The sequence below is a fragment of the Rhodococcus sp. NPDC079359 genome (assembly GCF_040702585.1).
Classification (GTDB): Bacteria; Actinomycetota; Actinomycetes; order Mycobacteriales; family Mycobacteriaceae; genus Rhodococcoides.
Map to the genome: position 1 here is coordinate 1 of NZ_JBFBLH010000013.1, position 20,354 is coordinate 20,354.

17 protein-coding genes and 4 pseudogenes are annotated in these 20,354 nt (G+C 60.6%); 17 read left to right on the forward strand and 4 right to left on the reverse strand.

The window, feature by feature from the left end:
- Positions 1–381: 381 nt before the first annotated feature.
- The 11 genes and pseudogenes from AB0362_RS23160 to AB0362_RS23210 all read left to right on the forward strand — a co-directional run bounded on the left by AB0362_RS23160 (position 382) and on the right by AB0362_RS23210 (position 10,266).
- Positions 382–1,089, forward strand: coding sequence for an ABC transporter permease (locus tag AB0362_RS23160; RefSeq protein WP_228139276.1), 708 nt, complete (start codon positions 382–384; stop codon positions 1,087–1,089).
- Positions 1,090–1,099: 10 nt separating this feature from the next.
- Positions 1,100–1,963: an ABC transporter permease gene (locus tag AB0362_RS23165; RefSeq protein WP_027498257.1), complete on the forward strand. Its 864-nt coding sequence runs from the start codon at positions 1,100–1,102 to the stop codon at positions 1,961–1,963.
- An 8-nt stretch (positions 1,964–1,971) separates the two neighbouring features.
- Complete coding sequence (locus AB0362_RS23170) at positions 1,972–3,009, forward strand: MlaD family protein (protein ID WP_068052708.1); 1,038 nt, start codon at positions 1,972–1,974, stop codon at positions 3,007–3,009.
- Positions 3,006–4,013 (forward strand): MlaD family protein, encoded by a 1,008-nt coding sequence (locus AB0362_RS23175; protein WP_068052711.1) that lies wholly within the window; start codon positions 3,006–3,008, stop codon positions 4,011–4,013. Before AB0362_RS23170 ends, AB0362_RS23175 begins: the two co-directional genes overlap by 4 nt.
- A complete protein-coding gene (locus AB0362_RS23180; protein ID WP_027498254.1) occupies positions 4,010–5,005 on the forward strand; it encodes an MlaD family protein in 996 nt (331 codons plus the stop codon). The genes AB0362_RS23175 and AB0362_RS23180 overlap by 4 nt, the downstream gene beginning before the upstream one ends.
- Complete coding sequence (locus AB0362_RS23185; protein ID WP_027498253.1) at positions 4,999–6,048, forward strand: MlaD family protein; 1,050 nt, start codon at positions 4,999–5,001, stop codon at positions 6,046–6,048. The genes AB0362_RS23180 and AB0362_RS23185 overlap by 7 nt, the downstream gene beginning before the upstream one ends.
- On the forward strand, positions 6,048–7,085 hold the full coding sequence (locus tag AB0362_RS23190) for an MlaD family protein (protein ID WP_032370850.1): 1,038 nt from the start codon (positions 6,048–6,050) through the stop codon (positions 7,083–7,085). The genes AB0362_RS23185 and AB0362_RS23190 overlap by 1 nt, the downstream gene beginning before the upstream one ends.
- Positions 7,082–8,041 carry an MlaD family protein gene (locus AB0362_RS23195; protein ID WP_027498251.1) on the forward strand — a complete coding sequence of 320 codons (960 nt, stop codon included), beginning with the start codon at positions 7,082–7,084 and terminating at the stop codon, positions 8,039–8,041. Before AB0362_RS23190 ends, AB0362_RS23195 begins: the two co-directional genes overlap by 4 nt.
- Before the next feature lie 48 nt (positions 8,042–8,089).
- Positions 8,090–8,785 (forward strand): hypothetical protein, encoded by a 696-nt coding sequence (locus AB0362_RS23200; protein WP_027498250.1) that lies wholly within the window; start codon positions 8,090–8,092, stop codon positions 8,783–8,785.
- Positions 8,769–8,936, forward strand: coding sequence for a hypothetical protein (locus AB0362_RS23205; protein ID WP_155288583.1), 168 nt, complete (start codon positions 8,769–8,771; stop codon positions 8,934–8,936). The genes AB0362_RS23200 and AB0362_RS23205 overlap by 17 nt, the downstream gene beginning before the upstream one ends.
- A gap of 49 nt (positions 8,937–8,985) precedes the next feature.
- Positions 8,986–10,266 (forward strand): annotated as a pseudogene (locus tag AB0362_RS23210) (IS3 family transposase).
- Between the two features lie 221 nt (positions 10,267–10,487).
- Here the strand turns inward: AB0362_RS23210 and AB0362_RS23215 are convergent.
- From AB0362_RS23215 to AB0362_RS23225, 3 genes and pseudogenes are all read right to left on the reverse strand, one after another.
- Positions 10,488–10,854 (reverse strand): annotated as a pseudogene (locus AB0362_RS23215) (IS30 family transposase); the annotation flags it as partial.
- A 51-nt stretch (positions 10,855–10,905) separates the two neighbouring features.
- Complete coding sequence (locus AB0362_RS23220; protein ID WP_068052714.1) at positions 10,906–12,681, reverse strand: IS481 family transposase; 1,776 nt, start codon at positions 12,679–12,681, stop codon at positions 10,906–10,908.
- 109 nt (positions 12,682–12,790) lie between these two features.
- A pseudogene (locus AB0362_RS23225) lies at positions 12,791–13,816 on the reverse strand (helix-turn-helix domain-containing protein); the annotation flags it as partial.
- A gap of 47 nt (positions 13,817–13,863) precedes the next feature.
- Between AB0362_RS23225 and AB0362_RS23230 the strand changes: the two are divergent.
- Positions 13,864–14,097: pseudogene (locus AB0362_RS23230) on the forward strand (IS3 family transposase); the annotation flags it as partial.
- A gap of 215 nt (positions 14,098–14,312) precedes the next feature.
- Here the strand turns inward: AB0362_RS23230 and AB0362_RS23235 are convergent.
- The gene (locus AB0362_RS23235; protein ID WP_027498244.1) at positions 14,313–14,654 is read right to left on the reverse strand and encodes a DUF4873 domain-containing protein; all 342 of its coding nucleotides are present in this window, start codon (positions 14,652–14,654) and stop codon (positions 14,313–14,315) included.
- A 132-nt stretch (positions 14,655–14,786) separates the two neighbouring features.
- Between AB0362_RS23235 and AB0362_RS23240 the strand changes: the two genes are divergently transcribed.
- The 5 genes from AB0362_RS23240 (at position 14,787) to AB0362_RS23260 (ending at position 20,317) form a co-directional block, all read left to right on the forward strand.
- On the forward strand, positions 14,787–15,755 hold the full coding sequence (locus AB0362_RS23240; protein WP_027498243.1) for a diiron oxygenase: 969 nt from the start codon (positions 14,787–14,789) through the stop codon (positions 15,753–15,755).
- A 158-nt stretch (positions 15,756–15,913) separates the two neighbouring features.
- Complete coding sequence (locus tag AB0362_RS23245) at positions 15,914–17,428, forward strand: NAD(P)/FAD-dependent oxidoreductase (RefSeq protein WP_027498242.1); 1,515 nt, start codon at positions 15,914–15,916, stop codon at positions 17,426–17,428.
- Between the two features lie 39 nt (positions 17,429–17,467).
- Positions 17,468–18,337 carry an SDR family oxidoreductase gene (locus AB0362_RS23250; protein ID WP_027498241.1) on the forward strand — a complete coding sequence of 290 codons (870 nt, stop codon included), beginning with the start codon at positions 17,468–17,470 and terminating at the stop codon, positions 18,335–18,337.
- A complete protein-coding gene (locus AB0362_RS23255; RefSeq protein ID WP_027498240.1) occupies positions 18,334–19,404 on the forward strand; it encodes a ferredoxin--NADP reductase in 1,071 nt (356 codons plus the stop codon). Before AB0362_RS23250 ends, AB0362_RS23255 begins: the two co-directional genes overlap by 4 nt.
- Entirely contained in the window at positions 19,394–20,317 is a 924-nt protein-coding gene (locus AB0362_RS23260) for an alpha/beta hydrolase (protein ID WP_027498239.1), read from the forward strand. Before AB0362_RS23255 ends, AB0362_RS23260 begins: the two co-directional genes overlap by 11 nt.
- Positions 20,318–20,354 lie beyond the last annotated feature (37 nt).

Sequence of the window (20,354 nt, forward strand, 5' to 3'; positions counted from 1 at the left end):
ACTACGCGATGGCCCACCCACAACACGGGTACGACACGCCCGAGCTGCGGCTACGCCGCCTCACCGAATGTCCACCACCCCACGGGACTTACCCGTGGAAGATCGCTCCCGGCTCGATCCGGGTCAAGGCTCTAAATCGAGATGGCTCCGTTCACTTGGGGACACGCCAACCTCTCAGGTGATTAATCCGACGGGGATTACCCGAAACCATGTACCAGGTACTGCACGTACCTGATACTGTGCGAACACCTTATCGCGACGAGCTGCGCAGACAGAAGAGGAGAGACCGGTATCTATACAGAAATTGCTGGTCGAGCGACAGCCAGTCTTGTGACCTTTGGAAATTCGATTGCCCTCGCCGGCCAGGCATTGCGGTGGGCCGTGCGCGATATTGTCACCGGACGGTTTCCGTTTCGGGAGTTTGTCACACAGACGTGGTTCGTCATCACCGTAACGACGTTGCCAGCGATCCTGGTCGCGATCCCGTTCGGCGTTATCGTCTCGGTGCAGGTCGGAAGTCTAACCCAGCAGGTCGGGGCCACATCTATCGCCGGAGCCGCCGGTGGACTCGGGATCATTCAGCAGGGGGCACCGATCGTCACCGCGCTCCTGCTCGGTGGTGCGGCAGGGTCGGCCATCGCCTCTGACCTTGGCGCACGCACCGTCCGTGAAGAAATCGATGCCATGGAGACGCTCGGACTAAATTCGACACGTCGACTCGTCGCACCTCGATTCGTCGCGGTTCTCATCGTCGCTCCGATGTTATGCATGCTCATCGTGTTTACCGGTCTCGTGGCCGGCTACATCCTTAGCGTCAACGTCCAGGGCATCACGCCGGGGAGCTACGTCGCATCGTTCGCATCGTTCGCATCATCGGCGGACATCCTTGTAGCGCTGATCAAGTCAGTGGTGTTCGGTCTCGTGGTCGTGACAATCGCGTGTCATCGGGGCCTGTCCACGAAAGGTGGCCCCAAAGGTGTGGCCACATCTGTCAACGCCACCGTGGTCCTAGGGGTAGTGGCGTGCTTCGTCATCAACGTGTTCATCACCCAACTGACCATCATGTTCGTCCCGCAGACCATCGGATGACGGAGAACACGTGACCGCAGTACCATCCACCCGTTATAGTTTTGTTACTCGTCCGATCGTGCGTGCTGTGACACCCCTCGCTGAGGTCCCCGCGCAGCTCGGGCACATTACAACATTCACCATCGACACCGTCGCCGGAATTCGGCACGTCGCAACCACCTATCGACGACAGACGTTTTTATTCATACAGGAGTTTGCCTGGGGACGAGGCGCTGTACTGGTCGGCGGGGGTACCGCGATCGTGCTTGTGATTCTCGGAATGGCTGTCGGGGCGTCCATCGGCATCCAGGGCTACGCCTCGCTAGACCTGGTCGGGATGGGGTCTCTTACGGGATTCATTTCGTCATACGCCAACACTCGAGAGTTGGCACCGATGATCGCCGCGATCGGTTTCGCAGCCCAGGCCGGCTGTCGCCTCACTGCGGAAATAGGTTCGATGCGTATCGCCGAAGAGATCGATGCGCTCGAGTCGATGGCGGTGCGGCCGATTCCGTACATCGTCAGCACGCGTGTGGTCGCGGCGATCACTACCATCATCCCCCTCTACATCGTAACGCTGATACTCAGTTTCGGCGCGGCCAAGCTGGTCGTCATCCTTTTACACGGCCAGTCGGGTGGCACCTATGACTTCTATTTCGATGCGTTCCTCAAACCGCAGGATTTGGCGTTCTCAGTAATCAAGGTCCTCGTTTTCGTGGTGTCGGTCGTCATCATCCACAGCTACCAGGGTTACTACGCCAGCGGCGGAGCAGAAGGCGTCGGCCGCGCGTCTGGTCGAGCGATCCGCAGCAGTCTCATCATCATCGTCGTGGAGGACATGATCTTAACCCTGTTGATGTGGGGTTTCGATTCGGGCGTCAAGATTTCGGGCTAGGAGTTCAAGTGGCTGTATTTCAAGATCCATCAGGACGCGCGCCCTCACTGGCGAACTTGACCCTGCGCGGGATCGGGGTTCTCGTCGTAGTGACGGTTGCCGGCTATCTTCTGGCGGGCAACGCGACCGGAAAATATGAAGACAACACGACAGTGACGATCACCACCGACGCGGTTGGTGACGGGTTGAAGGGCGGATCGGAGGTGAAGTATCGGGGCTTCACGGTGGGCAAGGTGTCCTCGGTGTCGGGGCGCGACCAAAGTGTAAATGTGAAAATCGAGCTCACCGGAGTGAACGACGACATCCGGTTGCGTCAGGGCATGGCCGTGAATTACACGTCCGCCAGCGCGCTGGGGCCGACGGCACTGGAGATTGTCGACCCCGGGCGGGGAGTCCTCATCCGTGATGGCGGCAGCGTCTATGTGAGCAAGCTGCAGTCCGAACACACTTCGGTATCGACCCTGATTCGAAAACTCTCGAAGCTGGTCGATGCTCTCGATCAGCCGGCGTTCAATTCTGTGGTGAAGTTTGTCGTCGATGATTCCCAAACGTTTGCCGATGCCGGCCAGCTCATGTTCCAGATCGCGCAGCTCACTCGGGACGTTCAACAGCGGCCAGTGGGCCAGGATTTGGCGATCGCGGCAGACCTGTCCCAGGGCGTTGCCGACTTCATGACGCCGTTCGTTCCGGGCATCCTCATAAACGTCGACGTCGCTGACTTCTTCGCCACCGACGAGGCCATCAATCAGGCCACAGGCAACCTCAACAGCACCGGCGCGGTTCTGTTCGGGGGACTGGGAGGACTGTTGAGCGAAAACTACCCGGCGTTGAGTTCGGTACTGGACGTCGGCCTCGATCTGGCGAGGCCGGTCGCCAGATCGGCATCGGGACTCGCGCAGACCATTTACACCATCCCGCAGATCCTGGACAGCATCGACAACGCCACGCCGCAAGTCGGCGAGCGAGTACAACTTCAGGTCGCCCTGGTAGTGCAGACGTCACCTGCGCTGCAGAGCGCGCTTGCAGCAGGAGGACCAAGAAGATGAAGCTCAAGTCGTTAATTCCCACCATCGTCAAGATCGTCGCGTTCGCCGCAGTCATCGGCGTTCTCACCTACGTGATCATCGCCATCCTCGAACCCAGCTCGGACGGAGCGAGTTCTGAACGGTCTGCGGTCTTCTCCGATGCATCTGGGCTCAAGCCTCGCGACGGTGTGCGTTTGGCGGGAGTAAAGGTCGGTTATGTGACGGCGATCGGCCTGAAAGGGCCCACCGCGGTCGTTCATTTCCAACTGAACAACGACGTCGCGATCACGTCGAGCACCACCGCCGCCGTGCGTTATCAGAATCTTCTCGGACAGCGATATGTCGAATTGATCGGTGCGGCACAGGGAAAGACACAGGGGGCGGCGCTCACACAGGTGGCACTCGACAAGACCGTTCCCTCATTTGATGTGTCCACCTTGTTCAACGGGTTCAAGCCGGTGTTCGACACGCTTAACGCCGACGAGATCAATGAACTGCAGTCCAACTTGTTGCGCGTTGCTCAAGGTGATGGGAGGGGTATATCGCCTGTTCTGGAGCAGGTCGCCAACATCACCGCCTACGGGGACCAGCGGTCTGAGATCATCACGAATATCGTGACGAGTCTCGGCCAGGTCTCCGACCAACTCGAAGGCCGCTCGGCGCAGCTGGTCGAACTCGTCGACCAGCTGGGATCGATCGTCGACGCCTTCAGCCGCGTGAGTGACCGGTTGCGGGAGTCGCTGGGCGAGGTCAACCGGTCCATGGAGAAAACTGTCATCGCCGGGGAGCAACTTGACTCAACGTACGACCAGAGTTTCGCGACGATCTATCAGCGTCTGGCGCGAGAACCCGGGGAGTTGGAGGGGCTGCTGAATGGCGCGATACTGCTCAAGCCCCTTATGGACTCGCTGAACGCTTCGACGAATTCCACGCCGAGTGAGGCACGATGTTCGAAAGGCCTTCTGCCCCTGCCGGATACAGCCACGATTGCGCTTATGGGGCAACGATTGGTGGTGTGTAAGTGAGGTTGTTCAGTCGAAATCGACCGCATCACCAGTCCGAACGCAGACGCGACCTCATCGTCGCCGCTGTGGTGGTGGTGACCGTGGTGGTCGGTCTGGTAATCGCCGGGACCGTGTATATCGCACCGCCCGGCCAAAAGGTGTACTCGGCTCAACTGGTCAACACCGGAGGGCTGGAGTCGGGTGATCAGGTGCGTATAGCGGGGATAAGACAGGGAACGGTGTCGTCGGTGGACCTCGCGGGAACGTTTATCACAGTCGAATTTCGACTCGACGACTCAGTGCCAGTCCGTTCGGATGCCACCGCAGCGGTTCGCCTGATCACGCCGATCGGCGGGCGAGTTCTCGATCTGGACCCAGGGTCAGGACCGACCTCGCTGTCGGGGGCGATCCCCCTTGTTCAGACATCGAGTACTTACGACATTTCGGACACGCTCGAGACGACGACGCCGGTGTTCCGCGATGTAAAGGGCGTCGATCTCCGTCAGACTGCGTCGCTGCTGCAGAATGCGTTCTCCGACGGCAACACAAACATTCCCGACGCACTGAGGAACACCAGCAGTTTGATGGAACTCTTAGAGCGACAGTACGGTCAGCTCGACAAAGCGGTCGCTCTATCCGATGAATACGTCAACGCTTTCGCCGATCAAAAACAGGTGCTGGTCGACTTTCTCCGTCAACTCAGCTTCCTTGCCAGTACGCTGGGACCTGATATCGATAACGTCCGCGGCGGGTTCGACCTTCTCAGTCGTCTGTTCAAACTTCTCACGAGGCCGCTCGTGGCTTACAGCGATGGAATCGAACCGTCTGTCCAACAATACAAGACGCTCCTCGACAAGGTGTCGTCAGAGCTGCCAGGCTACTCCGATGCCCTGGCCCAGGTTGATCAGATCACTCAGCGCCTCGGCGTCCTCCTCCAGGCGCCGGTCGGTGCGTCGACTACCACAGAACCAGAGGTTCGTGTGTGCATTCCGAGTGGTGACGACAAATGTTGACTACATGGATCCGAAGACTGTTGCTCCTGATCGCCGTGGTGGTTGTGGTGGTCGCTAGTGTGGAAATAGGGGGGAGGGTGTCCGACGACACGCGCTCCCTGTGTGCCGAGTTCACCGACGCATCGGGCCTCTTCGAAGGCAACACAGTAGCCATGCTCGGCAAGAAGATAGGCAGCGTCGTCGGGGTGCACCAGAATAGTGATCAGTCCGGTGTAAGGATCGACATGCGGATCGACAAGAGCGTTCCGCTGCCCGCCGACGTCGGCGCGACTCTGGTGTCGACATCCATCGTGACCGAACGTCAAATCGAGTTCACCAAGCCGTACTCTGATGGAGCCCGATACGAGACGGATCAGTGCATTCCGTTGAGTAAGACGAGAACCCCGCTGGGAATCAGTCAGACGCTCGACTCGATCAGCAACTTGTCCGAGGACCTGGTCAAGGACAACGGCAGGAACACCGACGCGATCTTGCAGTCCCTCGAGCTCGTCTCCCGCAATCTAGAAGGAACGCAGGGTGACGTGGCCGGGATCATCAAGGACTCAGCCACGCTCATCGACGACCCGGCAAAGCGGGATATGCAGATTCGCAGCATCGTCGGGAACCTCGCCGCACTGACGGGGGTGGCAACCGAGAACGACAAAGAGGTGACCGCCCTCTTCGACAACTTCGTAGGTGCCATCGAGGTCATCATCGCGTTCGGCCAGACCTTCGGCTCGGCAGTCGAGTACGCGGGGACGTTCGTTCCGATCCTCTCGAGGTTCGCAACAGATTTCGGTCCCCCGATATTCGCGATCGGTGATGCTGCCGTTCCGCTCATCGCCGACATGGGAGAGCAGCCGGACATGGTGGTAGCGATCGCAGCCCGCACGGCAGACCTCATCGTGAAACACCCCGATGCCAAGTCAATTGTGCAGGCGTTCGCAGTGTCGCTGCCTTTGCGAAGCCTGGTCGGTGGCTGCGCCGCGCCGGTGGCAAACGGAGTCTGCGGGTCCAGCGATGTATCGAGGACGATCGCAGGGATGATGGGGGGAGGGGCCTGATGATCTCGGTCAATCGCGCATGCCTCGGACCCATGGTGGTCGCACTGATGGCAACGATAGTTTTCGTGACATCGTGTGGGATCAACGCCGACAATCCGCCGACGATAGCGACCTCCGACGCGGACGGTTACGACATCCAGATGGAGTTCACCAGCGCACTCAACTTGCCTGCCCTCGCAAAAGTTCTCTCGGGGGGAATCAGCGTCGGGTTCGTCGAAGATGTCACGTACGAGAACGGGCATGCGGTCGTGAAAGCTCGCATCGACAACACGACTCAGCTGCCGGGGGAATCGCGGGCTGAGCTGCGTCAGGACACTCTCCTTGGTGAGATCTACGTTGCCATCCTTCCCCCAGCCGAGCCGTCGACGGGTGCCTTGCTGCGGTCGGGTTCGGTGATCCCGTTGGCACGGACCGAGCCGGCAGCAAATGTCGAGGACGTCATGCGCGGGATGTCGAATGTCCTCGGGGGCGGTGAGCTCGACAAGATCCACACCGCGATCTCGACATTGAACACCACGTTCCCCAAGGACTTGCAGCAATTCGACGCCCTATACCAGACAACGCTGGAGACCGTCTCGGAGGTCTCCTCGAATACCGACAAACTCGACGTAGTGTTGAGGTCGGCGGATCAGACTCTGAAAGTGATCTTGGACGATCCGTCGGGAATCGACCGGATGCTGACCAAGGGCGGACGCAACTTTTCTGGCCTCGGCTACTCCCTGATCGAGGTCGCGTTACTCATCGCCAACTTGCGTGATTTCGCAGTGTCCGCGGGCAGGATCGTGGATCCGGAGTACTTACGGATAAAGGAGTCAGTGGCCGGGATCGCCCCGGTGATCGATTCGATCGCCAACTCCGACATCTACTCGAAGTCCGTCACGGAGCAGGCAACGAGCGTCATCCGCGACAAACTCATTCCATTCGTGCGGTCGCCCGACATTAACCTCTCGGACATCTCCATCGATGGTCGGGACCTAGCGCGGCGTGACGCCGAATCCTTCATAACCGTGTTGAGATCAATCGGAATGATGCCGTGAACCGCAGCAGCACGCTCATATCGATACTGGCTCTCGCCGTCGTGTTCGTCGTAGGGCTCGGCTACCTCGTCGTCGGCGTGGCACACATCAACCCCACCCGCTCCGAGTACTCCTTAACCGCCATCATCGACAGCTCAGGCGGTCTGCTGGACACATCGCCGGTGATGGTGCGGGGGGTACCCGTCGGAAAGGTGTCCTCGATCAACGTCGCGGATTCGGCAATTAAGGTCGAGATGACGATTGATTCCGACCACAAGATCCCCCAGGACAGCGAGATGTCTATCCAGAATCTGTCGCTCGCGGGGGAACAGTACATCAACTTCGTGCCCGCGGGCACGGCAACCGGTGGGTACTTCGATAACGGAGACGTGGTGCCCGCGGACGCGGTGCACGTGTCGCAATCGGTTCCCCAGGTGTTGCCAAAGTTGGCTGCAGTGGCAGATGGGCTCGACCCGGAATCGATCGAGTCCATCAACAAGACCGTCGCCGAGGCCGTCGCCGGACGGCAGGACGACCTCGACACGATCGGCGACATGATGCACCGTGTAGTCGATTTCGTCGGCAAAGATGGGTCCGTCCGGGTGACCGCAGACAACGCCGAGTTCCTGCTCGGCCTCTTGGCCGATGCCGGGGACGTCCTCAGTACGGCATCTGTACGCACCCCTGACGCCGTGAACGGGCTGGCGCGGATTCAACGGGCGTTCATCAGGTTCACAACCACCTCGTACGACAAGTGGCCTCCCGTGTTGAAGCTTGTGGAAAAGCTCAACGGCTATATTCAGATCCTGCAGCCGGATCTGCTGACGATCACCCGGGCGGTGAAACCGGCGACCGAGAAAGTTGCCGACACATACGTCGACTTCGGGTCGATCGGCGACCTCCTCGGCCGGACTTTCCCGGCGTCGCGACCAGGTCGCGCCGAGGTCCCCGTCACCGTGTCGCCGCCACTACGGTGACGCCCCGTCCGCAAGCGACTGTCACCGTTATTACACAGAAGGTCCCACATGACAAATGACGACCGAACGAAACCGCACCCCGAGCCCACTGAAGTCGAGGACAGCGCGGCCGCAGCGACGCCGGATGGCGATCTACTGATGGACGAAAACGCCCCAGCCGCGTCCGCCGTAGCCACGGCTGGGGCTGGAGACAGCGACGTCGACCCCCCCTCGCCAGGTGGGCACCGCTGGTCAGCATCGCCGCGATCACGTGCCGTGGTGGTTTCGGCCGTGATCGTGGTGCTCGCTGTGCTGGCCGGCGTGTTCGCCTACCTCTACCTCGAGGCCGACGAAGCGAAGTCGGTATTGGAAAACGACGCCGCGCAACGGGCCGCCGCGGCGAAGGCCGCCTCGGATTACACGACCAGATCCCTGACCTACAGCTACCAGAACACCGACGCCTTTTTCGCGGCAGTCAAAGAGGACGCGGGTGAGGCTCTAGTCAAGCGGTACGACGAGGTTCGGCCGACGCTGACCCAGATTATCCAGCAGGCCCAGGTGCAGGCGTCGGGACGCGTTCTGGCCACCAGCGTCACCGGTGAAACCGGTGACGCCGACGGAGAATACACGGTGATGGTCTTCGCGAGCCAGAAGACGCAGAACGTGCAGAATCCACAACCGAGTGAACTGCCGACATTGTTGAAGGTGGTCGTGACGAAAACCGCCCAGGGCTGGCAGATTCAGGACTATGGCCCAGCTGAATGAGACGGCTGCTCCGCAGAAGGAGTTCCACGAAGAGCAAGATGCAGGACGGTACTCATTCTTCGACGCGGTCGCAGATGTCGGCGGGGTCGACGCCGGTGAGGAGTTGGGTGATCTCTTCGGGTGGCGGGTGCCCCCTCGATCGGGTCAGTGATCCGTCCCGGTGTTTCCGGAGGGTTCGTCTCAGGGAAAGATGAAACCTCATGGCAGCAGGATCGAAGCGGTACTCGGCGGAGTTGAAGAAGGATGCCGTCGACATGGTGGCTCGGTTGGTGGCGCAGGGCGATACCGAGTGGGCGGCGATGCGCAAGACCGCGGATTTGCTCGGTGTGGGCGCCGCTGAGACCGTTCGTCAGTGGGTTCGGAAGGTACCCGTCGACGGCCCGGGCAGCACTGTCGAGTTACGTGCCGACGCCGAGGTCATCAGGAAGTTGCGTCAGGAGAACGCCGAACTCAAACGGGCCAACGGGATACTCAAGGCGGCGTCAGCTTTTTTCGCGGCCGAAATCGACCGGCCACACCGATAATTGTGGACTTCATCGGCACTCACCAGGGAAACCGGGTGGGTGCCGATGGTCTTGTCTGGGGTGTCGACTCGATGTGCACGGTGCTCTCCGAGCACGGTATGCACATCGCCCCGTCCACGTACTACGACCATGTCACTCGGGTGCCGTGTGCCCGAATACTGTCCGATGCACATGTCATCGATGCCATTCACATGCTCCGGACGCGGCAACCGCTCGCACGGGTTCTCGGTTCGCGGAAGACCTGGATTATGTTGCGCAGCAGCGGTATCGAGGTAGCTCGATGTACCGTCGAACGACTGATGCGGGAAATGAGGTGGCACGGTGCGCTCAAAAAGAAAGCGGGTCCGCACCACCGTCGCCGATCCGACCCACCCGCGGGCCGAGGATCTGGTGAAGCGCCGGTTCACCGCGGTGGCACCGAACCGGCTGTGGGTCGCCGATTTCACCTAATGCCGCACGATGTCGGGGTGGGCGTTCACGGCGTTCGTCGTCGATGTGTTCGCCCGGAAGATCGTCGGGTGGAAGGTCGCATCGGAGATGACCACCAGCCTCGTCGATACCGCCATCACTAACGCGATTGATTCCCGAAAACGTTCTGGTGTAACTGCTTTGAGTAATCTGATCCACCACAGTGGCGCTGGATCCCAGTACACGGCGATCGCATTCGGGCAGCGTTTGGCGCAGGAGGGCATCGCGGCGTCGATCGGAACGGTCGGCGACAGTTACGACAATGCCCTTGCCGAATCGGTGAACGCCGACTACAAGAATGAGCTCGTCGACAACGGCCCTCGCTTCCCCGGTGCCGCGGAATTGTCGTTGGCCACCGCACAGTGGGTCGCGTTCTACAACCGCGAACGCCCCCACAGCTACTGCCACGACCTCACGCCCGACCACGCCGAGCAACTCCACTACGATCGCACGCGCACCCTCAATCCGGAGGAGGCACTCACGCAGTGAGCCCTCCGGAAATGCCGGGACGGATCACAGTTTGCGAGTGGTCGAACACCGACAGAATCGGGAATGTCGGGATTTTGCAGGCCTCCTCGCCGTGCCGACGGTCGAAGACACAGCGATGGTCACCACGGCGCTGAAGACGGCGTTGCGGCGACGAGATCACGGTGGACACCGCGTCGGCTCAGGGCTCATCCATCACAGCGATGCCGGCAGTCAGGGCGGATTTAACCTGTCGTCGCAACACAGTGCCGTGAAGCCGAGTTCATCTGCTCTGCAAGCACTTCCGCTGGGGTTCGCCACCCAAGTGTTTTGCGCGGGCGGTTGTTGAGTGCATCCGTCACGGCCTGAACGTCACTTCGACGGTATCGAGCGAGATCGGTTCCCTTCGGAAAGTATTGTCGCAACAATCCATTGGTGTTTTCGTTCGTTCCCTGCTGCCAGGGGCTGTACGGGTCGCAGAAGTACACACGGATCCCGGTTTCTGCGGTCAACTCCGCATGACGTGCAAGCTCCGCCGCGGTCCCAGGTCACCGATCTGCGCAGGTGCTCCGGCAGCGGTGTCATCGCAGCCTGGAGTGCATCGCAGACCGACTGACATGTATGGGCCCAGGACATCTTTGACCGATTGTCATCGACACATCGTTACCCGCTTCTGGGGCGGTGGGCGTTGAAGTTCCGAATGGCTTTGGTTGAGGTTCGCGCGTAGACGCCGAGCTCGGTGGTTCCGTCGAGGACCCGAAAGTAGTTGTCTTCGACCACGACAGTCACGATGGTTCCGGCATGGGTACGGCCGACCTTGAGCAGCTGACCGGTCACCATGACCCGGCCGTCTTTCGGGACGCGTCGCTGTACGGTCTGCGGTCCGGCCGGCGGCGGCGCGGGCAACGTTCCCGTAGCTTCCCGTGCGCCGGTCAGACCCGCGAGCTGGCTGGCATCGAGCGGGTTCGGCAGTGTCGCGAGCAGGACGTTGTCGACACTGGCGTGGATCAGCCCTGAGGCGATTCGCAGCGTCACTCGTGTTCCCGCTCTGTCGGCTCCGAGGTGAAGTCGGTGACCGGCGAGGATGACGGTTCCGTCTCGTCCTGCGGTTCGGTCGACCTCGATCGGTCTCGGTTTGGTGGGCAGGACTGCGGTGTCTACTGCCGCTGTTGCCGGAGATGGTCGGCCCTGGCGTGTGCCGCGCATGGCGAGGCGTTCGAGGTCGGTGTGGGTCAGTCGCGAGCGCACTGTCTTGATCACGGTGTCGTCGAGGATGACATGAATGCTGACCAGGTCGATCCACAGGGTGACGGTCCGTCCGGCGTGGTTGCTTCCGATCCACAATTGTTGCGCTCCAGCGACATTGGTCACGCCGCTCGGTGGTACCTGGGTGTCGAGCTCGATTGCACTGCTGCTTCTTTCACGGCCCACCGTTGTCAGGCTGGAGCTTGCAGCGGTGAGAGTTGATGACGAATCGGACTGGCCGTTGTCGGTTGTTCCGTCGTGATGCTCGTGGTGGGCTCGCGCACGGAACAAACTCGCGGGTGTTGCCATGTCCAGACTCTGGTGGGGCCGCAGGGTGTTGTAGGCGTGCACCCATTCGTCGAGGGCGGCTTGGGCAGCAGCGATGTCGGCGAATGCGCCTGCCTCATCGAGGAATTCACGACGAAGGGTTCTGTGGAATCGTTCGATCTTGCCAGTTGTGGTGGGTGAATGGCGTCGGGTCAGTCGTGCGGTGATCCCGAATTCTCGGCATGTTCGCTCGAACAGCACTTCGGCCGGCAGCGGCCGAGTGTGTTTACCGGTGAATTGCTTCCCGTTGTCGGTGAGTACCTCGAACGGCGAACCCCACTTGTGGATGGCAGCGATGAATGCTTCACATACTGCGTTCCCGGAGGGGTGCTCGAGGACGGTTGCGGTCACGATGAATCGTGAGTGGTCGTCGATTCCGGTCAGCATTTTGCACTCGCGTCCGCCGACGAGGAACATTCCGCCGACGAGGTCGAGCTGCCATAGGTGCATCGGCGCTTCGCGCTGCCAACGTTTGTAGACTCGTTTATGTTGTTGCTCTTGATGATTGACCAAGCCGTTGCGGACGAGCGTTCGGTGGACGGTCGCGCGAGATGGGGTTCGGTCTCCGATTTCTTTGCTTAGCTCGAAGCAGATGCGGCGTGCGCCCCACCGCCGGTGATGTCGTCGCATCTCGCAGATGAGGGCTTCGATGTCGGGCTGGATACGGTTCGGGCTCGCATGTGGTCGTCTCGACGAGTCGACAAGTCCGTCGATACCCGAGTTTTCGTATCGCTTGCGCCACGCTGTGACGGTCTGTCTGGAGACGCCGAATCGCTCGGCGACGTCGCTGACCGGTGAGCCGTCGTTGACCTCGGTAATTGCTCGGAAAGCGGACCTGGACAGTGAGTCGTTCGGCGATGTTGGCATCGGATTCGAGGGGCTGAGGGGAAGGCACACCCAACGATCACCAAAGCTGGTGAAGCGTCAGATATGTGCCGATGACGTTCCGTCAAAGATGTGTTGAACCTTTACACGTCACCGACTCCGATCCGTAACCGGACAACGCCGGCCCGTTCTTCACCGGGGGCGCATCCCCGTACCCATCCTTACGTGGCAGATGCAGCAACGTGGTGAATCTGCTGGTGCGTTCGACAAGCGTACCCACTGTGGACCTGCCCAGCCCGATGATCAGACCTCCTTCCCAATGCCCTGGCGTTTTGCGATCAGCGACTTCGTCTGGCCGCGAGCCGATGGTGACGTCATCGGTGATGAATCCGGTGCGGAGCTTCTTCGCTCGCGCCCTCGGCTCGCGCAATGCTCGTCCGGTGCGCAGGCACGCCACCAACTCTCTATCCTGCGCTCCACGTCCTTCGATGCAGAGGGATTGGTAGATCGCTTCGTGGGAAATGCGCATCGACTCGTCGTCCGGGAAGTCGATCGGCAGGCGGTTGGCGACCTGTGCCGGGCTCATGCGCTGGCCCATCGTCGGTCCGCTCTCCGTGCCTTGTTGCGTCCCTTCCACGATGCGAACGGGCCGACAACCTCACCGTTTTCGTCGCGGATCACGCCCGAGAGCACTTCCTGTACGTACTCTCGAAGAGGTTCGTGTTCAACGAGTTTGGCTACCTTGGGTCGCCTTGCCGCAAGATCGGCTTCCATTGCGCCACTGATGTGCGGTACTCGACCTTGCCGCCGCGGGTGGCAGCGTTGCGGCGGAGTTCTCGCGAGATCGTCGACGGTGATCGCCCCGATCTGGTCTGCGATATCTCGCATGCTCATACCGTTCGCGCGAAGCAGGGCAATCTCCTCACGTTCGTGAAGGTCAGATACCTCCCCGTGGGCGGGGCCAAGTCAATCGGCGGCATACCTCCAGCGTGACGGAACCACCGTGAACCCACCGGCCCCGACACGCCGCAAGCGGTGCCGCGTCTTCACTGGTCAACCCCAACGCGATCTGCGCCCAGAACTCGCGTTCGAGATCTCGGCGTACCGGCGGACGACCCGGAGATTTCATCACCGCCCGCCCAGTCAACGTCGCCGCCCATTCTGGTGGTCGTCCCATCGAAACACCCTCCATCCCTTGAGGTGTTGCGTCGACCGGTTGAACCTGGTCAGTACACGTCGATCGCGTTCGCGGAAACGCTTGCGCTCGAGGGGATTGCGGCACCGATCGGCAGCGTCGGGGATGTGTAAGACAATGCGTTGGCCGAGAGCACAATTGGGTTGTTCAAGACCGAGGGAGTATCGAAGAGAGGCCCGTTCCTGAACGGCCCGCTAAAGACCATCGACGATGTCGAGTTCGCCACGATGGGATGGGTCGACTGGTTCAACCAACGCCGCCTCCCACAGCACCCTCGACTACCTCACACCAGACGAATTCGAGAAGGCCTACCACAGTCAAGAATCGGCTCTCCGCCCGGAGATGTTGCAAGCGTAGGAGCGGCAAGAAACCCGGGACGGTTCACTGACACGGCGCGCCGTCTGGTGGCGTTGCTTCACCCGCCTGGGCGCTATCGGACTGGATGCTGGGGAACGCCCCAGGGCGCAAAGCGGGTCGGTCAACCCTGATGTTCACTCTCTGCTATCGACTCAACTTCCTCGAGCGTGGTGGGGATGTGGTACGGCGGTCTGCTCGTGCCCGAGATGCGATAGCGGTCCCAGAAATCAGGGTCGCCCACGACGCACTCGGCGCGTCCCTCTGGTGTCGCAAAGACGGCAACCGTGCGCCTTCCCGAGAGGGCGGCGTGGAGCGCATCATTCTTGTCGATCCTTCCGTACCAGGTGTATAAGCCGTTGAGGGGCTGGAAATAGCCTTTGATCTTCACCCCGACAGCAATCTCCTTGCCACGGCACACCAAGGTGCCCTCGCCGGAGTAGTCGAGATCGTGGTCGTCAGACACGCAAGGCTCACTTTCTTCACATCAAACATTGACAAAAGAACGCATTGGCGCAGACACTATCAGTATCTGGTACCCGGAGTACGGGTATGAAGTCGAGACTCAGCTCGGCCCGGAACGCAACGGAGGTGTCACATGACCGTTCAAAATGTGGAGACCAAGCCCGACGTCTCAACGGAAGGCGCTGCGCGTGTCAGCGCCCGCAAGCCCGTCGACATGCAGAGATCTGCCGGCCGACTGCTGCGGGCGGCGGCCGAAAAATTCTATGACGCGGAGATCGACATCGATTGGGACTCACCCTGGGAGGAAGGAAAGTACTACCTGCCAGAGCATCGGGTCTCGCTCTACGGCACCAAGCTGTGGGAGAGAATGAGCGACGAGCAAAAGGCGGAACTCGGGCGCCACGAAATCGTCAGCATCCTCAGCTTCGGTATCTACGCGGAGAATCTGCTCAGCTCGGCGCTGCTCCGAACATCCGCCAAAGGCGCCCTGACAGATCAAAGGTCCCTCTACGCCCTTAACGAGATCGGCGACGAGGCACGTCACTCGACGATGTTCGCCCGACTGATCAACAAGACGGGCCTGGCACCGTACAAGTTGCCGAAGGGGTTCTTGAGCATCGCGAAGATCTTGCACTTTGTGCCTCTCGGCCCGTCCGTGTCCGGCGCGACTCTGCTCATCGAGGAGATCCTCGACCGCGCTCAGCGCGAGGCGATGAATGACCCGAAAATGCAGCCGCAGCTGCGCCAGCTCATGAAGATCCACGTTCTCGAAGAGGCCCGTCACATCACGTTCGCGCGGCTGGAAATGGTGGAAGGGATGCAGCGTCGCGGACGCATCTCGCGCGCCTGGCATAGAGGCACGTTGGCGGCCATTGCGAACTTTGCATACCCGTTGCTCATCAATCCGAAGGTATATCCCGATGTCGGAATCAGCCGTCTGCGCGGCCTGTGGGCGCAGCAGACGAGCCCGAACTATCGCGTCAACTTGCAGTTCATGTCCGAGCCGATGATCCGATTCTTCCACGAGGCCGGAATGATGGAGGGGAAGTTCACGATGGCGATGTGGCGCGCAACGCGCAGCCTGCCCGACGATCTGCGCTAACACGCCCGGCCCGGTCCGCGCGTCCCACAGCCCATTCCTCGACCCCACGACCGGATTCCTCGGTTCGTGGGCTTGGGCGGATGACATTCCCACACCTGCCACGCGTCACGGCGCGCCGTGCGGGTCCGTTTTCTGCATTCGATCAGGAGATTTTCACAATGCCGTCCTCCAACGCCAAGTCCGCCGCCACGGCGACAGACCCGGGAATAACCGAGCCCATCACTACCAAAGTTCTCATCATCGGCAGCGGCTTCTCTGGCCTCGGTATGGCCGTCCAGCTCCGCCGACGCGGGTACAGTGATTTCATCGTTCTAGAAAAGGCCGACTCCGTCGGTGGGACGTGGCGCGACAACACCTATCCGGGATGCGCGTGCGACGTACCGTCACTGATGTACTCCTACTCGTTCGAGAGTCGCGGTAGCTGGTCGAAGGTGTGGTCCTCGCAGCCCGAAATCGAGCAGTACCTGAAAGATATCTCCAACAAGCGTGGTGTCACTCAGAAGATCCACTTCGGGCAGAAGTTGGTCTCCGGATACTGGAGCGAGTCCGAATCTCGGTGGCACCTGCGTACCGAGTCGGGCCGGGAGTACGTCGCGCAGTACATCGTGTCCGGTGTCGGCGCTCTGCACATCCCGAATTTTCCGAATATCCCCGGAATCGACGAGTTCGCCGGTCAGGCGTTCCATTCGGCACAGTGGGACCACACGGTGGATCTCCAGGGCAAGCGGGTGGCCGTCATTGGCACCGGTGCCAGCGCGATTCAGTTCGTGCCGTTCGTGCAGAAGGACGCCGGCACACTCACGGTCTTCCAGCGAACCCCGGCTTGGGTACTTCCACGCAAGAACTTCGCGGTGCCGCCGGTACTTCGGACGCTGCTCAGCAAGATCCCCATTACTCGCCGCCTCGCTCGGTGGTCGGTCTACTGGGGCGCAGAGAGCCTGGCCTTCGGGCTCAACGGCCACTCCAACCTTATGCGACCAATCGAAAAGGTGGCGAAATGGAACATCGAGCGTTCTATCACCGACCCCGAGCTACGCCGGAAGCTGATGCCGTCCTACCGCATCGGATGCAAGCGCATCCTGGGATCGAACGACTACTACCCTGCGCTCGCCGCCCCCAACACGACAGTGATCAGCGATCGGATCGAAAAGATCACTGCCGATTCGATCGTCACCCCTGACGGCGTGTCACACCCTGTGGATGTGATCATTTACGCCACAGGGTTCCATGTCACGGACGGGTTCGATCAACTCGCGCTCAAGGGCGCTCGGGGCGAGGACTTGCCGTCGCACTGGCACCGGACGGGCATCAATACCCACCTCGGCATCACCACCGAGGGCTTCCCGAACCTGTTCTTCCTGCTCGGACCTAACACGGGTCTTGGGCACAACTCTGTCGTGTTCATGATCGAGCAGCAGATCAAGTACATCATGAAGGCCATCGACGCCGTCGACAGTCGAGGTGCGGAGCGTGTTGATGTGCGGGCCGAGGTTCAAGAACACTTCAACAAGAGCATCCAACACAAGCTCGCCAAGGGCGTGTGGACCAACGGCGGATGTACGAGTTGGTATCTGGACTCGCAAGGTGTCAACCGTACGGTGTGGCCCGGGTTCACCTGGCAGTACTGGCGAGCGACGAAAGACTTCGAGCCCGCCGAGTACGAGATCGCCTGACAATCCAACCGTAGGTCATCGAGAAGTGAGTATCCGACAGTGAGTAGTTCGACAGCAGGCAATTACGCGACCCAGGTCGCAGTCGTCACGGGAGCCGCCTCAGGGATCGGTCGGTCCCTTGCCCTCCAACTGGCCGAACGCGGGGCCAGCCTTGCCTTGTCCGACGTCGACGAAGTGCATCTCGAGGAGACGGCGGACATGTGCCGTACCGCGCATCGTGCGACCGTGGAGACCGCGGTGTTGGACGTGGCAGATCGTGCTGCGTTCCAGGTTTACGCAGAGAGCGTGCAGTCGTCTTTCGGGCGCGTCAACATGGTGTTCAACAATGCCGGCGTCGCCCTCGGCGCCGACGTTGTCGACATGTCCTGGGAGGATTTCGACTGGCTGATGGGCATCAACTTCGGTGGTGTCGTCAACGGGACCAAGGCGTTCCTGCCTTATCTGATCGCCTCTGGTGATGGTCATCTGGTAAACACCTCCAGCGTCTTCGGTCTGGTCGGGATCCCCAGTCAAAGCGCTTACAACGCCGCGAAGTTCGGTGTGCGTGGCTTCACCGAAGCGCTTCGGCAAGAGATGAAAATCAGTCGGCATCCGGTCACGGTGACATGCGTTCACCCCGGCGGCGTCAAGACTAATATCGTCAACAACGCTCGTGGTGTATCCGATATGGGGGCAGATACCGCCACCATTGCCTCGATGTTCAACAACATCGCCAGGACCACTCCGGAGAAAGCTGCGTGCGCCATCCTCAAGGGAATGGACAAGAAGAAGCCCCGAGTGCTGATCGGCGCAGACGCACGTGGCTTCGACTTTGTCGCACGCGTTGTCGGTCCGCGCTACCAGGACATCTCTGCGCCTGTCACACGCGCGGGCTACGCCTTGGCTCGTAAGCGGGGGATCATCAAATGACCCTCGAACAGGAGAATCGGCCGGGCACCACCGCGCGATCGCGAACGCTGACCGTGTCGGAGGTCGTGCAGGAGACCAAGGACTCCGTGAGCATCGCCTTCGAAGTGCCTGACGAGATCGTCGACGATTTCAAGCATCTACCCGGGCAGTTCATTACGTTGAAGATCCCGTCCGACCAGACGGGCCACGTCGCACGATGCTACTCGCTGAGCAGTTCGCCTCATGTCGATGACTTCCGCCTCGAGATCGGGGTGAAGCGCACCGCTGGGGGGTATGCGTCGAACTGGTTGTGTGACAACGTTTCCATCGGCATGGAGGTGACCGTCCTCACGCCATCGGGAAAGTTTACCGCTAAGAGCCTCGACGTCGACTTGCTCTTCTTCGCTGGCGGAAGCGGCATCACTCCGGTTCTGTCGCTGGTGCAGTCGGCTCTGGTGTCGGGCAGTGGGGAAGTTGTCCTGTTCTACGCAAACCGTGACTCCGATTCGATCATGTACAAGTGCCGGCTTGAGCAGATTAGATCTGAATTCGCCGAGCGGTTCACTTTGGTTGACTGGCTTGAGTCGGAGAACGGGATTCCCACATCAGAGGCTGTAGAAAAGATTATTCGTGAACACAAGGGATCGGCAATTTTCACCTGCGGGCCTTCCCCTTTCATGGATCTTGTGGAAAGCTCTGCCGCCGCATGCGGAGTGGATCATTCGGATGTACATCGAGAGGTATTCCAGTCGCTGACGGGTGACCCGTTCGACACCGCAACACTGCGTCGACTCAGTGACGACGAGGGTGTAGCTACGGCCACGGTTTACCTGAACGGAGAGTGCATCACCACGGAGTGGCCACGTAACACGCCTCTGCTCGATGTGCTGCTCTCGCGAGGGCACAATGCACCGTACTCGTGCCGAGAGGGCGCATGCAGCGCGTGTGTGTGCAAGCTCATCGATGGCGATGTCGAGATGGTGCAGAACAACATCCTCGTAGACGACGACATTGAAGACGGCGAGCGACTCGCGTGCCAGGCACTTCCGCTCACCGACGCTGTGACGGTGAGTTTCGATGACCTCTGACTCCTCGAAAGCTGGCCTATTGTCGCGGCGGTCGCGGGAGGTTCTCTCCAGTGACGGCACGAGGCTGTTTGTCGAGGAGTACGGGCTCGGTGATGATGCGCCGCTGTTGGTGTTCAGCCACGGGTGGGCTTGCCAAGGTCGGTTCTGGAGACCTCAGATCGAGCACTTCGCCACCACACACCGTGTGGTGGTGTATGACCAACGAGGGCATGGCTGGAGCGACCGGGGTCGCGCGCCCTTCTCTTCGTCGGTGCTCGGCGACGATCTCGAGGCTGTCTTGCGCGCTGTCGTCACGTCTAATCGTAAGGCATTGGTGACCGGTCATAGTATGGGCGGGATGTCCATCATGGGTTGGGCTGCCGAGCACCCGGAGTCGGTGCCCGTCTTATCCCGTGGTGCCGTCTTGGCGAGTACCGGCCCCTCGCAGTTGGTGAGTAAATCGACGCTAATTGGGTCGCCACGTCGATTCCGCGCCTCACTGGAGCGGGCATTCGCAGCCGGGCTCGCCACCGCGGGACCGGAGATGCTTGACACTCGCTTCAACCGACGGTTGGTGAAATACGGGACGATGGGTCCACACGCGCCAGCAGACGTTGTGGCTGAGTGTTCCGACATAGTACTGCGGTGCCCCCCTGCGGTTCGGGGAATGTGGGGCAGGGTCCTGGCCACCATCGATGTGAGCAAAGGAATCGACTCACTTACGGTTCCGACGACCGTGATCGTGGGCTCGGCCGACAAGTTGACACCCGCGGTTCATTCCATTGATCTCGCCGACCGACTGCAGCAGCGCCGCCGGTTGCATGAGTTCGTGGCGTTGCCACAGATCGGTCACATGATCAACATGGAGGCACCAAACTATTTCAACGAAGCAGCGGCCCGATTGGACGCAGCCACGGTAGGCGATGGCTTTTGAACCGTCGACCGGACACACATGAGCTCGTGAGACGGCC

Coding starts and splice junctions, on each gene's coding strand:
- AB0362_RS23175 (WP_068052711.1), top strand. CDS start 3,006: ATGAAGCTCAAGTCGTTAATTCCCACCATCGTCAAGATCGTCGCGTTC.
- AB0362_RS23185 (WP_027498253.1), top strand. CDS start 4,999: ATGTTGACTACATGGATCCGAAGACTGTTGCTCCTGATCGCCGTGGTG.
- AB0362_RS23190 (WP_032370850.1), top strand. CDS start 6,048: ATGATCTCGGTCAATCGCGCATGCCTCGGACCCATGGTGGTCGCACTG.
- AB0362_RS23200 (WP_027498250.1), top strand. CDS start 8,090: ATGACAAATGACGACCGAACGAAACCGCACCCCGAGCCCACTGAAGTC.
- AB0362_RS23205 (WP_155288583.1), top strand. CDS start 8,769: ATGGCCCAGCTGAATGAGACGGCTGCTCCGCAGAAGGAGTTCCACGAA.
- AB0362_RS23220 (WP_068052714.1), bottom strand. CDS start 12,681: ATGCCAACATCGCCGAACGACTCACTGTCCAGGTCCGCTTTCCGAGCA.
- AB0362_RS23240 (WP_027498243.1), top strand. CDS start 14,787: ATGACCGTTCAAAATGTGGAGACCAAGCCCGACGTCTCAACGGAAGGC.
- AB0362_RS23245 (WP_027498242.1), top strand. CDS start 15,914: ATGCCGTCCTCCAACGCCAAGTCCGCCGCCACGGCGACAGACCCGGGA.
- AB0362_RS23255 (WP_027498240.1), top strand. CDS start 18,334: ATGACCCTCGAACAGGAGAATCGGCCGGGCACCACCGCGCGATCGCGA.
- AB0362_RS23260 (WP_027498239.1), top strand. CDS start 19,394: ATGACCTCTGACTCCTCGAAAGCTGGCCTATTGTCGCGGCGGTCGCGG.